Origin of the sequence: Halomonas sp. TA22 (assembly GCF_013009075.1) — a bacterium.
Classification (GTDB): domain Bacteria; phylum Pseudomonadota; class Gammaproteobacteria; order Pseudomonadales; family Halomonadaceae; genus TA22.
The window spans coordinates 1,898,889-1,912,375 of sequence record NZ_CP053108.1; the positions used below are offsets into that span (position 1 = coordinate 1,898,889).

Genomic DNA, 13,487 nt, shown 5'->3' on the forward strand with positions numbered 1-13,487 from the left:
TACAGCGCAATGCTCTGCATTATCTCGACACTCACGACTATAGTCGCATTAGGATGAAACCCGCACGATTGACGGTTTTTTTGCGGTGACGCCTCATGACGCTCCCGCCACCCTCTTATTAGCTTGCTTTGTATTTGCACACTTACATACAATCAAAAACGTTTGCTAATCACAATCAAGGTACCACCATGACCGTTCTTTCTCGCCACTGGTATGCCTCTCTCGCCCTCTCGCTGTTACCGGCCATGAGCATGGCCCAGGAGAGCCCCTGGCAAGGCAGCATTGGGGGCGGCGTGATCGTGGCGCCCGACTACCTGGGCAGCGACGACTACGATGCATCGCCCTTGCCGTTGGTGGAGCTGCGTTATGGCGACGAATTCTACTTCAGCGTTCGCGACGGTCTGGGCTGGAATGCTCTGCAGCGCAATGGCTGGGTGCTTTCCCCCTTCATCGGCTACACCTTCGGGCGTGACAACAAGGGTGACCTTCGCCGCTTCGATGAGGTCGATGGCGGGCTTACGCTAGGCACCCGCCTCTCCTATCGACATGCACAATGGCACTACTCGCTCTCCGCTGAAATGCCGGTAACGGGTGATGTCGATGGCGCACTCTTCGAGGCGCGAGCCAGTTGGGCCCAACCCTTCCAGGAGCGCTGGCTTGCCACCTTGGGGCCGAGCCTGACCTATTCGAGCAAGGATTGGACGCAGTCCATGTTTCGCGTCTCCGCCGCCGATAGCGCCCGCAGTGGCATACGCCGCCATGAGCCCAACGACGGCTACTTCACTCTCGGTCTCGGCGGCACGCTCAGCTACTCACTGACACCCCGCTGGTCGCTCACTGCCGTTGCGGGCCTCGCCTACCTGACCGGTGACGCCGCCGATAGCCCCATCGTCGAGGAGTATGGCGACGAATGGCAGGGTTTTGCCGGCGCGTTTATCGGTTATCGTTTCTGAGCAACTCCGATTTGGGAGTGGAAACGGCTTTAACACGACACGCCGCCTCTTCTATGATCAGCGACGGTAGTCACGCGGCTCGATGTGCCACTTGCGCAAGCGTGAGAAGAGGGTAGTGGATTTCATTCCCAGCAGTTCGGCGGCACCGCCCTGCCCCGACACCTTGCCGCCGGTCCGCTCCAGCGCGGCAATGGCATTGTCGCGCTGGCGCCGATGGAGCTCCCGCTCCGTCAACGGCGCCTGCGGTTCGGAGGGAGAGGCAGGTGCCTGCACATGCAGCGGCCCCTCAATCAAGAGGTCATCGAAGTTTAGGAGTCTATTCTGGGAGACGATGACCTGACGCTCGATGACGTTTTCCAGTTCGCGAATGTTGCCCGGCCAGGCATAGCGCCTGAGGATATCGAGCTGTGCCGGGGGGATGCGCACACCGGGCTTATTGAACTTCTGACAAGCGCGGTGCAGGAAGTGGCGCGCCAATAACGGTACGTCGTCGCTGCGTTGGCGCAGGGGCACGGAGTTGATGGGAAACACGTTGAGCCGGAAATAGAGATCCTCGCGAAAGCGCCCCTCCTCGATCATCTCGTTCAGGTTGCGATTGGTCGCCGCAATCACACGCACATCCACGTCGTGGGTACGGTTGGCCCCGACACGCTCGAACTGCTGATCCTGAAGCACCCGCAGCAGCTTGCTCTGTAGCTCAAGAGGAATCTCGCCAACTTCATCGAGAAACAGGGTACCGCCATCGGCCAGTTCGAAGCGCCCCGGCCGATCATTCACCGCCCCGGTAAAGGCCCCCCTCACATGGCCGAAGAACTCGCTCTCGAACAGATCGCGGGGGATCGCCGCACAGTTGACGCGAATCAACGGTCGGTCGCTACGCGTGCTGCCGGCATGGATGGCGCGTGCGATCAGCTCCTTGCCGGTGCCGGACTCGCCGCTGATCAATACGTTGGCATCGGTGGGAGCGACCAGTGCGATCTGGCGGATCAAATGAGCTACCGCAGGGCTCTCGCCGACGATCTCGCGATGGTTGAGTTCGGCCTTGATCTCCTCCTGTAGGTACTGGTTCTCGAGCTCCAAGCGCTGCTTGAGCGATTCGACCTCCGCCAAGGCATCTCGCAGCTGCTGCTCGGCACGCTTGCGCTGGCGAATATCGCGAAACAGCACCACCGCACCGACGAGCCGCCCCATCTCGAAGATCGGCGTACTGGTGTATTCGACTGGAATCGCCTCGCCATTCTTGTGCCAGAACACCTCGTCATCGACGCGATGCACCTGGCCATCGCTGAACGAAGCATGGATCGGACACTGCTGCACCGGGAAGTGACTGCCATCGGCACGGGTGTGGTGAAACAGCCGGTGGGCGTCATGGCCGACCATATCGTCACTGCTCCAGCCCAGGATGCGCTCGGCGGCCGGATTGACGAAGGTGGTGTTGCCCTCGGCGTCGAGTCCATAAATCCCCTCTCCGGCAGCACCGAGAATCAACTGGTTCTGACGCTCGATGCGCTCAAATACCTGCTCGACACGCTCCCAGCCAACATGCCCATGGCGATGCTGGCGGCGCAGGTCGGCCCGCGCCCGTCGCTGCTCCGCCTTGTCGCGGTCGATCAGCGTCAAAAGCAGCAGGTGCCGATCCTCCAGTCGTTGCGCAATCACCTCGACTCGTCGCGGCTGGCGCTTGATATCCATGATCACCAGATCATCCGACCAAGCCGGCGATTGCGTCAGTGCCTCGTCGGTAAAGCTGATCCACAGCGGGAACGAGACGCCTAGACAGTGGCTGAAGGGCCGCTCGAGATGGTAGTCCCGTTTGGCTCCGAGCATCGCGCAACCAGCGTCGTTGATCGCAACCACGCAATCCGCGAAAGGATCGACGATCAGCATAGCCTGTGGCGCATGATCAAACGCAAGTTCGCTCAGGGACAGCATGTCTGGAAGGGGCTGAGGCAAGGACTGAATATGTGGCATGACAGGCTTCACTCGAGGGTATCGTCTTAACCATACAAGCCCCGCGCCACCGACGATTTTTCGTAAAAAAATCAACCAAATATCGTATTTTACGATTTTTCGTAAAGCGCAGAAGACTTGGACCATTTTTAAGGAAACCACAAGCCTTTGAAATTAATAAACTTTTTTATTCTTCTCAAGAAGTGGCATGCGCTTCGCTATTGAAAGGCAGATATCGTCGTCGAGGTATGACTGCACCTTGCCGGCGCAAACCACTTTGCAACCGCTTCCGTGAGGTGAATAACAAAATGTCGGATCATGATAGCCACAATAGCCTGGGCAACCCTTTCGACCACCATCAGTCGCTGGTCCATGGCAGCCGTTGCGACTGCCACACGTGCCAAGTCGAGCAACCTCAGATTAACCACCAGGCCGTCTCCCGGCGCGCTGGTCTTGTACCGGCCGACAGCGAAGCGATGATGGATCGCATGGTCGAGAGTGCTCTGGTGCGCGGGATGTTCGGTCATAGCGACATGCACCGCCGCCAGTTCATGAAGCTGGTCGGTGGCGGTACCGTGGCGGCCGCTCTGGCGAGCCTCTTCCCAATGGAGGCCATCAAGGCGGCAGTGAAGGAGGATTCCGGCCCGCTGGAGAAGACCCGACTCGATATCGGCTTCATCCCCATTACCTGCGCTACGCCGATCATCATGGCGCACCCTATGGGTTTCTATGAGCGTTATGGACTTGATGTCTCTGTGATCAAGACCGCAGGGTGGGCGCTGATACGCGACAATTCGCTGAATGATCGTTTCGATGCTGCGCACATGCTGACGCCGATGCCTTTGGCAATGACTCTGGGCGCCGGCTCCAGTGCCAGGCCCTTCATCACCCCTGCGGTGGAGAACATCAACGGTCAGGCGATCGTGTTGCACAACGACCATCAGGACAAGCGTGACCCACAGCAGTGGAAGGGATTCACGTTCGGTGTTCCGTTCGAGTATTCGATGCACAATTTCCTGCTGCGCTACTACATTGCGGAGCATGGCCTCGATCCGGACCAGGACATCCAAATCCGGGTGATCCCGCCGCCTGAAATGGTCGCCAACCTGCGTGCCGGCAATATCGATGGCTTCCTATCGCCGGATCCGTTCAACCAGCGTGCCGTTTATGAGCGTATCGGTTTCATTCATCTGCTGACCAAGGATATCTGGAACGGACACCCCTGCTGCGCCTTTGCCACCAGTGCCCGCTTCGCCCGCGAGAACCCCAACACCTATGGCGCCCTGCTACGCGCCATCATCGACGCCACCCAGTACTCGTCGAACCCGGCCAATCGCAGCGAAATTGCCGAGGCCATCGCTCCCACCAACTATCTCAACCAGCCAGTCACGGTGATCGAGCAGGTGCTCACCGGGCGCTATGCCGATGGTCTAGGCGGCGTGCAGAACGTGCCGGACCGTATCGACTTCGACCCCTTCCCTTGGCACTCGATGGCAGTCTGGATTCTCACCCAGATGAAGCGCTGGGGATATATCAATGGTGACATCGACTATCAGCAAGTCGCCCGCGAGGTCTACCTCGCCACCGATGCCCAGCAGGTGATGCGTGAACTCGGCTACGATGCTCCCGAGGAGACATCGCGCCAGTTCGAGATCATGGGCAAGCCCTTCGATTACCGCGAGCCCGACGCTTATGTCGAGAGTTTCGCCATCCGGAGGAACTGACATGAATCGCACCACCACCGAGTGGAAGTTCAGTCTCAACATGCGTGCCACCTTGCTGACGCTGCTGTTGCTTGCCGCCGCATTGGGTCTGTGGGAGGGGTTCAACCGCGCTCCGCTGCTCGGCGGCGGTGGCGCCGAGCTGAGCGAGTATGAAATGCTCATGGGTAGCGCCGAGGAGCAAGCCCGGGTTCCCCCTCCCTCGGCCATCTTGACGCGCGCCTGGGAGGAGCTCTCCAACCCTTTCTACGACGCCGGCCCCAACGACAAGGGAATCGGCATACAGCTCGGCTATTCGCTCTATCGCGTGCTGGCCGGCTATCTGATGGCAGCGGCAATCGCCATTCCGGTCGGCTTTCTAATCGGCATGTCGCCGCTGATGTACAAGGCGCTCAACCCCTTCATCCAGGTGCTGCGGCCGATCTCGCCGCTAGCCTGGATGCCTCTGGCACTGTTCATCATTCGCGATGCCGAGGCCTCGGCGATCTTCGTCATCTTCATCTGCTCGATCTGGCCAATGCTGCTCAATACCGCCTTTGGTGTGGCGGGCGTCAGACAGGATTGGGTCAACGTGGCTAGGACCCATGAGCTTTCACCGCTTGCGACGGCCTTCAAGGTGATTCTTCCCGCCGCGGCGCCGACCATCCTCACTGGCATGCGCATCTCCATCGGCATCGCCTGGCTGGTGATCGTCGCCGCCGAGATGCTCGTCGGCGGTACCGGTATCGGTTACTTCGTGTGGAACGAGTGGAACAACCTGGACCTGACCAGCGTGATCTTCGCGATTCTCATGATCGGCATAGTGGGCATGCTGCTCGACCTAGCCCTGGCGTCGGTTGCCAAACTGGTCACCTATAAGGAGTAAGTTATGGCTCACGCCTTCGTGGAAGTCCAGCAGGCCGCCAAGCGCTTTCCCGGCGCCCGCGGCGATACGAATCTGACGGTGTTCGAGAACGTCAGCTTCCAGCTCGCAAAAGGGGAGTTCGTTTGCATCATCGGCCACTCTGGCTGCGGCAAGTCGACGATCATGAACGCCCTGGCCGGGCTCGACCAGTTCAGCGAAGGCACCATGATCATGGAGGGGCGAGAAATCACGGGTCCCGGACTGGAGCGGGGGGTGGTATTTCAGAACTACAGCCTGCTGCCCTGGCTCTCGGCACTCGAGAACGTGCGCTTCGGTGTGCGCGCCCGCTGGCCGAAGTGGGAGAAGGCCAAGGTCACCGAGCACAGCCTCAGCTATCTGGAGATGGTTGGCCTGAAGGGGGTGGCGGGCCGCAAGCCCGCGCAGCTCTCCGGGGGCATGCGACAGCGCGTCAGCATCGCCCGCGCCTTCGCCACCAAGCCTAAGCTGCTATTGCTCGACGAGCCCTTCGGTGCGCTCGATGCCCTGACCCGGGGCGTGATTCAGGACGAGCTGATCAAGATCTGGAGCCAGGATCAGCAGACCGTCTTCATGATCACCCACGATGTGGACGAGGCGATCCTGCTCGCCGATCGCATCCTATTGATGACCAACGGCCCCGAGGCCCGTATCGCCGAAGCAGTTGAGATCGACCTGCCACGCCCGCGCAGTCGCGCCGAGATCATCAAACATCCGCATTTCTATACACTGCGCAATTACTTGGTCGACTTCCTAGTCAACCGCTCGCATACGCTACGCACTGGTGATATCGACCAGCGCGGCCTGCACTATCCCAAGCGCGTCAATCCGGTCGCCGAGGAGGCGAGCGGTGACGCTCAAGCCAAACCTGACCCCACCCCCAATCCGAATCTGGTCAATTTCACGCCAAAGGAGACTCGCCATGGATAAGCTCGAAATGCGTCATACTCTGCTCGCCGCCAAGGCACGCAAGAAGCTCAGCTGGGAAGAGATCGGCAGTGCCGTAGACATGTCACCTGTGTGGGTGGCTTCGGCCTGCTATGGTATGAACAGTGCAAGTGGTGAGGTAGCCAGCAAGCTATGCGACCTACTGGGCGTCGATGCCGAAGTGGGCGAGGCACTCAAGACCTTCCCTACAAAGACCTGGGACGAAGCGATCCCGCAGGATCCATTGATCTACCGCCTCTACGAGGTGGTGGGAGTCTACGGTGAAACGCTCAAGGATGTGATCCAGGAGAAGTTCGGCGATGGCATCATGAGCGCCATCGACTTCTCCATGGAAGTCGACAAGATCGAGGATCCCAAGGGGGACCGGGTACTGCTGACACTGAATGGTAAGTTCCTGCCCTACAGGGCATGGTAAAGCGCGCTCAATTATCGGTAGCGCATAGCCAACCGCCCCGACCAGTGACCTGGCCGGGGCGGTTCATTGCTGACATGCAGTGTCAGAAGTGACGCGAGACGGTCATCGAGCCGAACGAGTCGGTACCATCCTGTCCGTGGAACTCACGGGTCCGCCACACATGCGTGTAGGAGAGCTGCCAGCGCTGCCAGGTCAGCGCCGCTCCCACTAGCGCGTCGCCTACCTCGTTGCGCTTATCGACCGAGTGACTGCTGGTGAAGGTATTGCCATCAAGCAGCATGTTTTGGGCCATATAACGCCCTTCGAGACTGGCAAAGGCATACCAGCCAAAGCGATCGCCCGTGGTGAAGTACTGGCGCCCTCCCTGGGCCGGCGATACCGCCGGGGTACCGTAGCTACGCTGCAGCCCCTCTCCAAGGCGCATACCGTAGCCGCCACCGGCGTAGGTGTAGAGATTGCCCACGGCTCCCGTCACACTGGGCCCATGTTCCAGCGTCAAGCCCCCCAGGCGATGGCCATACCACCACTGGCGACGATAGGTGGCGTTGATGACCGGCTCGTTGCTGAGCTGGTGCTCCCAGCCCCTGGGGTTGTCGCTGTTGGTGATGCGATGGACCTCGCGCTGAAGCTGTTCCGCCCTGGCCCCCGGCCCGACGACCCCCACATCGAAGTGCAGGTCCGAGGCCTGGCGCCACTGATCGATACGCTTGTCTTCATGCAACGACAGGCCGAGCAGCAGCACTCCCGCGTAGGGGCGATCATCCTCGATCAGCTCGCGGCGGTTGATGTCGTCGGGGGTATAAATCTCGTGAGTGAAGCGATAGGAGACGCCATCCACCTCATCGAGCAGGAAATTTGGCACCCATCGCGCCACCTGCTGCGACCAGTGAGAGGGTTCCGCGGCGAAGGTCCAGCCCAGCTCCACCCCGCTGGTATAATGGCCATCGTCGCTGCTGGCGAAGAGATCGTTCTCCACCTTCAGCGTCAAGACTCCCTCCGCTGAAGCAGTGGCTGAAAGTCCTAACGCCCCTAGCAATGCGAGGACTTTCCAGCCTGATTTATAGCGGCGCATCTTTCTTCCTTGGCGTAAGCGGAACAAGTGGAGACAAACATGCTTGATTGTATGTTGCTCCATTACGCAAACACAAGATAAGCATTTTATTCACCGTAAGGAATCATTCTCCAGGCGCGTCACGAAACGATCCTGATAGAAGTGACATACCACCATGACACAACCACTATGGCAAAACGTCCCAGCTGCAACAGGAGCTAACCATGTACAAACTCGCCTTCTTCGTCCCCGTGGAGGATGCCGATAGCGTCAAGCAGGCGATCTTCGACACCGGCGCCGGACGCATCGGCAACTACGAGGCCTGCTGCTTCCAGACACGCGGCACCGGGCAGTTCAGAGCGCTCGAGGGAGCCGATCCGCATCTAGGCGACGTCGGCACGCTCGAGCGCGTCGAGGAACTCAAGGTGGAGCTGGTGTGCCGGGACTCGCTGATCCACGCCGCCGTGGCGGCACTCAAGCTCGCTCACCCCTATGAGGAGCCGGCCTTTGATGTATGGCGGCTCGAGGAGATATAGGCATCACGCCTCCTGAGCGTCATGAGGCAACGCCATGCTGCTCGGCGAGAGACTGGCGATAGCGCGCATAGACGTGCTGGTAGGCGGCGACTCGCCCAGGGTCGGGCTCGACACATGAGCTTTCGTCGAGCTGCACCAAGCGCGCGCAAAGCGACTCCAGGGTGGTGCCCTGCTCATACTGATGGCACCAGGCTGCTTGTAGGGCAGCCCCCAGGGCGGCAGCATCGGTGATCCTGGGGCAGATCACCTGCGTTGCGGTGATGTCGGCCACTATCTGGCGCCATATCGGGCTTCGCGCGCCCCACATGCCGCAACGCCCGCTGGAGAAGAGCGCTTGATTCTCGTTGAAGCCGTTTGAACTCGCGCCTGGCGGACCGTAATTGCCCATCAGGTCGACATAGAAGCCGATCGCCTCCTGCCACTCGGGAGAGTTGATCTCGGGTTGCCACTCCTCGCCGAACCAGCGCCCTCCGAAGGTATTCACCAGCGTCGACACGAAGGCCATGTTCTCGCCCCAGCCCGGCTTGCCGCGCAGGCAGATGCCGTAGACGCCATTGGCGGGATCGTGGATCTGGCTGGCCCACTCGAGCACCTCTTCCCAACTGGGCTGTTCGGACATCTCGATGCCGTGCTGTTCGAACAGGTCCTGGCGGTAGTAGAGCATCGAGCTCTCGGCATAGAACGGCAGCGCGTGCAGGACGCCGTCATGACTAAGACCATCACGCACCGGGCGCAGCAGGTCATCGACCTCGTACTCCTCCGGTAGCTCGTCAAGGCCGACCAGCCAACCGCGCTCGGCCCAGATCGGTGCCTCGTAGGTGCCAATGGTCATGACATCGAACTGCCCTCCCCCCGTCGCGATATCGGTGGTCAGGCGCTGGCGTAGCACGTTCTCCTCAAGCACCACCCAATTGAGGGTGATGCCGGGATGGGTCTGCTCGAATTCGCTGGTCAGGCCTTGCATGATGACCATGTCGTTATTGTTCACCGTAGCGACAGTGATCTCCTGCGCCTGAGCGGCAGCGGAGACTGCCGCGGCCAGAGTCGCCAGTGGCAAGGCGTGCGTGAGCTTCATGTGGGGCTCCTTGAAGACGCGTGGCGTTGTTGTTGTGTCGTTTAATTATGATGATTTGATCATTGAACGATCAAATGATCGTATGCGGCTTCAAAAAAAGCAAAGCCAAAAGGCTTAGACTTTCCGGTAACTCAACATGTCGCACGCATATTGCAGCGCGCCAAGGATGGCTTCATATGGCCTCGACGATATGCCTCGCCGCCACTTCATCGGTGATCAGGCCCTTCAGCCAACCACCGCTCAACGCCGCCAGGATGGCCGGTGCCTTGTCGCGACCGCCCGCCAGTGCCACCATCGCCTGATTGCCGAACATCTCCAGCGGCAGGCTGGTCACGCGCCGGGTGATCGAGCAGTCGATCACCTCTCCCTGGCGATTCAGCGGCCAGCCGAGCAGTTCGCCGACGGCCTCCAGGCCCAGCAGCTCGTCGAGTTCGCCTTCGCTGATGAAGTGATCCTGAAACAGCGTCGCCTGCCTGTCGATACGACCGACCCCGATGAAGGCCGCCTCGGCCTGGCGCGCCACCTCGGCGATGGCCTGAAACAGACGCTGAGCGAGCATCGCCTCCTTCTCGGCGACCGACTCGGCGACCACCGGCGCCGGGAGCAGGAAACGCTCGCCGCCGGTCTTGTCGGCCAGCACCATGACCGCGTCGTAGCGGTTGGCCGAGCCATCCCGCGCGACGTTGCCGACCAACGAGACGAAGCGGTGCTGGCTGCGCTCGACACGACTCAGCGCCTCCACGGCGGCGCGTACCGAGCGCCCGGTGCCCAGCGACAGCGTCAGCGGCTCGCTGCGCTCCACCAGCCGCGCGATGCGCTCGGCCCCTGCCACCGCGAGATAGGAGGCGGCGCCATCATGAGCCGCGCTATCCGCCGGTACCACATCGCAGTACTCCAGCCCGAAACGGGCGCGAATCGCGTTCGCCATGGTCATGCAGGTGGCGATAGGGTGATCGATATGCACCTTGACCAGCCCCTCCTGACGCGCCAGCGCCAGCAACCGCTGGACGCCTGGCCGCGACACGCCAAGTTGGTTGGCGATCTCGTCCTGGGTCATGCCACCCACGTAGGACATCCATGCCGCCCTTGCCGCCTGATCCAGCTTCACCTCGAACTTGTCCACGGCAACTTCCCTCTAGGCCATTGGCGATTTCCTCGTCATCATACAAAGCTGTTCGGTATCCACAAACGCGCAGATGGTGGCAGAGGCCGCCAGTCGCGCCCATTGCTCAAGGAGTTCAGCATGCCCATCGTCATGATCACCGGCGCCACGTCCGGCTTCGGCCGTGCCGCCGCCTATCGCTTCGCCGAGGCCGGCTGGTCGCTCATCCTGACGGGGCGGCGCAGCGAGCGTCTCGAGGCCATCAAGCGGGAGCTCGACGACAGGGTCGAAGTGTTTACCCTGGCGCTGGACGTTCGCGATGCCAAGGCGGTAAGCGAGGCAGTCGAGGCGCTGCCAGGCGAGTTTCGCCAGATCGCCTGCCTGGTCAACAATGCCGGCCTGGCACTGGCGCTTGAGCCGGCCCAGCAGGTCGATCTGGCGGACTGGCACACCATGATCGATACCAACATCACCGGTCTGGTCAATGTCACTCATGCGGTATTGCCGCTGCTGATCGAGACCGGCAAAGGAGCGAGCATCGTCAATCTCGGCTCGGTGGCGGGCAGCTATCCCTATCCAGGCAGCCACGTCTATGGCGCAACCAAGGCGTTCGTCAAGCAGTTCAGCCTGAATCTGCGCTGCGACCTGAAAGGCACCGGCGTGCGTGTCACCGACGTCGCCCCGGGCATGGCCGAGACCGAGTTCATGCTGGTGCGCTCCAAGGGCAATGAAGAGGCGTCGCAGGCGCTCTACCAGGGGGCCAATGCGCTACAGCCTGAGGATATCGCCGAGCAGATCTTCTATGTCGCCAGCCTGCCGGCGCACATCAACATCAACCGACTGGAGATCATGCCCACCACCCAGAGCTGGTCGCCGTTCACCATCGAGCGGGAGTAATCACTTGGCAGGCGCGGCGCCCGGCGGATCGCCTGCTGCAGCGAGATGCGACTGCTGCCACAGATGAGCGATCAGCTCCTGGATGAAGTTACGCACGATCAGCGACGGCCGCCTCCCCGCACGAGTCACCACGCAGAACGGCGAGGCGATGCTGACCCGATCAGGCAGCAATGCCTTGAGCTCACCCCGCGCCACCCAGTGATCAGCATAGTAGTTGGGCAGGTTGCCGATGAAGTGGCCGCTGAGAATCAGCAGCGCCTGGGCCTCCATGTTGGAGGCATGGGCGCCGACCCTAGCGCCGGGAAAGCTGCCGAGTTCCTGCAGATTGGCATAGGGCCGCACCACAAAAGGGTGCTCGACGATCTCCTCCACCGTCACGCCGTTGCCGTCACGTTCGAACAGCGGGTGCGACGAGGCGCAGTAGATGCCGTGACGCTCGGTATAGATCCTTCGATGCTGCAGCCCCGCCATCTGCGTGGTTTCCGGCAGGATGCCAAGCTGCAACTCGCCGCTGGCGATCTCGCCGATCAGCTGGTCCGGACTGCCCACGGTGATATTGAGACGAGCCTTGGGATTCTTGCGCAGGAACTCGCCGATCACGCTCTGTAGCGCAAGATCGACATCCATGATGGTGTTGTCGACGATACCGAGCCTCAGGGTTCCGTAGACGGTACTCTTGAGTTCGCTCATCTCGCTGTCGAAATCATCTACCGAGGCCAACAGCCGCTTGCCTCGCTCGAAGAGGATAATGCCCCGGTCGGTGAGCTCGAATCCCTGCCGCCCCCGGCGGCAGACGGTGAACCCTACCCGCTCCTCCAGCGCCCGCACATGAAAGCTGACCGCAGACTGGCTCATGTGCAGTGCCGTCTGGGCACCGGCGAAGCCACGGTGTTCGGCAACTGCCAGAAAGACCCCGAGACTCTTCAGATCGGCAGATGCGAGCTTCATCGGCATGCCCCATGTCAGTGCGTAATTGCAACGTTTTTTCGGGAGTGAACAGCAAAATATATCAATTTTATTGCAGCATGCCTCCTGCTTAACTCATGACCATGCGGTTCCCACCTGCTGCATCCCATCACAACAAGAGGGCGTATCCATGAAACGCATGACTTCCATCGCCGCCGGCCTGCTGCTCTGTAGCGGCATCGCAAGCAACGCTCAGGCCGACGACCTGCTCGAGGAGATCAAGAGCGAAGGTACCTTCACCGTGGGGACCGAGGCACGTTTCGCGCCTTTCGAGTACATCGAGGATGGCGAGATCATCGGCTATTCGGCCGACATCATGGAGCACATCATGGCCGAGCTTGAAGACGTCGAGCTGATCCGCATGGACCTGCCATGGCAGGGCATCCTGCCCGGCCTCGAACGCAGCCGCTTCGATTACGTGATCACCTCGGTGACGGCCACGCCCGAACGCATGGAGCGCTATCACTTAAGCGCACCGATTGCCGATGCCACCATGGCGATACTCAAGCGCGCCGGGGAGGAGAGCATCTCCGCGCCCGAGGATATCGCCGGCAAGGTCGCCGCGGCGCAGTCCGGCTCGGCCCAGCTCGCTGCGCTGGAAGCGCTGGCAGCACAGCTCGAGGCGGCAGGCACCCCGGTTGCGAACATTCGCACCTACACCGGCGTGGACGAGGCCTACGCCGAGCTCGGCACCGGGCGCGTCGATGTGGTGATCAACAGCCTGCCCAACCTGCTGGAGGCCGAGCGCACCCGTCCCGATGTCTTCGAAGTGGTGGGCACCTTTGGCGAACCGGTCTACTTCAGCTGGGCGGGGCGTCGAGACGCACAGAGCGCAAGCCTCAATGCCTTCATGGACGAGCAGATTCGGCGCCTGAACGAGGATGGCACCCTGGCCGAGCTTCAGGAGAAGTGGTTCGGTGCGCCCATGGAGCTGCCATTGGAGCTGCCAGACGCGAACTGACCAGGAGGCGCGGGGCGGCCTGCCGCTGGCTG

The 13,487-nt window shown here is 61.1% G+C and carries 13 protein-coding genes; 8 read left to right on the forward strand and 5 right to left on the reverse strand.

The genetic code is table 11. The annotated features are described in order from the left end of the window. Positions 1 to 188: 188 nt before the first annotated feature. Positions 189 to 953, forward strand: a complete 765-nt coding sequence (locus HJD22_RS08830) for a MipA/OmpV family protein (RefSeq protein ID WP_208655822.1) — start codon at positions 189 to 191, stop codon at positions 951 to 953. 57 nt (positions 954 to 1,010) lie between these two features. Here the strand turns inward: HJD22_RS08830 and HJD22_RS08835 are convergent, their stop codons facing one another. Further along, complete coding sequence (locus HJD22_RS08835; RefSeq protein WP_208655823.1) at positions 1,011 to 2,924, reverse strand: sigma 54-interacting transcriptional regulator; 1,914 nt, start codon at positions 2,922 to 2,924, stop codon at positions 1,011 to 1,013. A 287-nt stretch (positions 2,925 to 3,211) separates the two neighbouring features. On the opposite strand from HJD22_RS08835, the gene HJD22_RS08840 reads away from it, so the two are divergent. From HJD22_RS08840 to cynS, 4 genes are read left to right on the forward strand one after another with little or no spacing between them, the layout of a single operon-like run. Next, positions 3,212 to 4,627: a CmpA/NrtA family ABC transporter substrate-binding protein gene (locus HJD22_RS08840; protein WP_208655824.1), complete on the forward strand. Its 1,416-nt coding sequence runs from the start codon at positions 3,212 to 3,214 to the stop codon at positions 4,625 to 4,627. A 1-nt stretch (position 4,628) separates the two neighbouring features. After that, a complete protein-coding gene (gene ntrB, locus HJD22_RS08845) occupies positions 4,629 to 5,489 on the forward strand; it encodes a nitrate ABC transporter permease (RefSeq protein ID WP_208655825.1) in 861 nt (286 codons plus the stop codon). 3 nt (positions 5,490 to 5,492) lie between these two features. Next, positions 5,493 to 6,434, forward strand: coding sequence for an ABC transporter ATP-binding protein (locus HJD22_RS08850; RefSeq protein WP_208655826.1), 942 nt, complete (start codon positions 5,493 to 5,495; stop codon positions 6,432 to 6,434). Further along, positions 6,427 to 6,867, forward strand: a complete 441-nt coding sequence (cynS, locus tag HJD22_RS08855) for a cyanase (RefSeq protein ID WP_208655827.1) — start codon at positions 6,427 to 6,429, stop codon at positions 6,865 to 6,867. The genes HJD22_RS08850 and cynS overlap by 8 nt, the downstream gene beginning before the upstream one ends. Positions 6,868 to 6,949: 82 nt before the next feature. On the opposite strand, the gene HJD22_RS08860 is transcribed toward cynS, so the two are convergent. Continuing rightward, on the reverse strand, positions 6,950 to 7,939 hold the full coding sequence (locus HJD22_RS08860) for a lipid A deacylase LpxR family protein (RefSeq protein WP_208655828.1): 990 nt from the start codon (positions 7,937 to 7,939) through the stop codon (positions 6,950 to 6,952). A 203-nt stretch (positions 7,940 to 8,142) separates the two neighbouring features. Between HJD22_RS08860 and HJD22_RS08865 the strand changes: the two genes are divergently transcribed. Continuing rightward, positions 8,143 to 8,454 carry a YqfO family protein gene (locus tag HJD22_RS08865; RefSeq protein ID WP_208655829.1) on the forward strand — a complete coding sequence of 104 codons (312 nt, stop codon included), beginning with the start codon at positions 8,143 to 8,145 and terminating at the stop codon, positions 8,452 to 8,454. A gap of 19 nt (positions 8,455 to 8,473) precedes the next feature. On the opposite strand, the gene HJD22_RS08870 is transcribed toward HJD22_RS08865, so the two are convergent. Continuing rightward, positions 8,474 to 9,529, reverse strand: a complete 1,056-nt coding sequence (locus HJD22_RS08870; RefSeq protein WP_248730183.1) for a sugar ABC transporter substrate-binding protein — start codon at positions 9,527 to 9,529, stop codon at positions 8,474 to 8,476. Positions 9,530 to 9,701: 172 nt separating this feature from the next. Next, positions 9,702 to 10,652: a sugar-binding transcriptional regulator gene (locus HJD22_RS08875; RefSeq protein WP_208655830.1), complete on the reverse strand. Its 951-nt coding sequence runs from the start codon at positions 10,650 to 10,652 to the stop codon at positions 9,702 to 9,704. Between the two features lie 120 nt (positions 10,653 to 10,772). On the opposite strand from HJD22_RS08875, the gene HJD22_RS08880 reads away from it, so the two are divergent. Further along, positions 10,773 to 11,528 carry an SDR family NAD(P)-dependent oxidoreductase gene (locus tag HJD22_RS08880; protein ID WP_208655831.1) on the forward strand — a complete coding sequence of 252 codons (756 nt, stop codon included), beginning with the start codon at positions 10,773 to 10,775 and terminating at the stop codon, positions 11,526 to 11,528. Here HJD22_RS08880 and HJD22_RS08885 read toward each other — a convergent pair whose 3' ends face one another. Continuing rightward, entirely contained in the window at positions 11,529 to 12,476 is a 948-nt protein-coding gene (locus HJD22_RS08885) for a LysR family transcriptional regulator (RefSeq protein ID WP_208655832.1), read from the reverse strand. A gap of 148 nt (positions 12,477 to 12,624) precedes the next feature. Here HJD22_RS08885 and HJD22_RS08890 point away from each other — a divergent pair, with 148 nt between their 5' ends. Next, positions 12,625 to 13,455 (forward strand): transporter substrate-binding domain-containing protein, encoded by an 831-nt coding sequence (locus HJD22_RS08890; RefSeq protein ID WP_208655833.1) that lies wholly within the window; start codon positions 12,625 to 12,627, stop codon positions 13,453 to 13,455. The last annotated feature ends 32 nt before the right edge of the window (positions 13,456 to 13,487 follow it).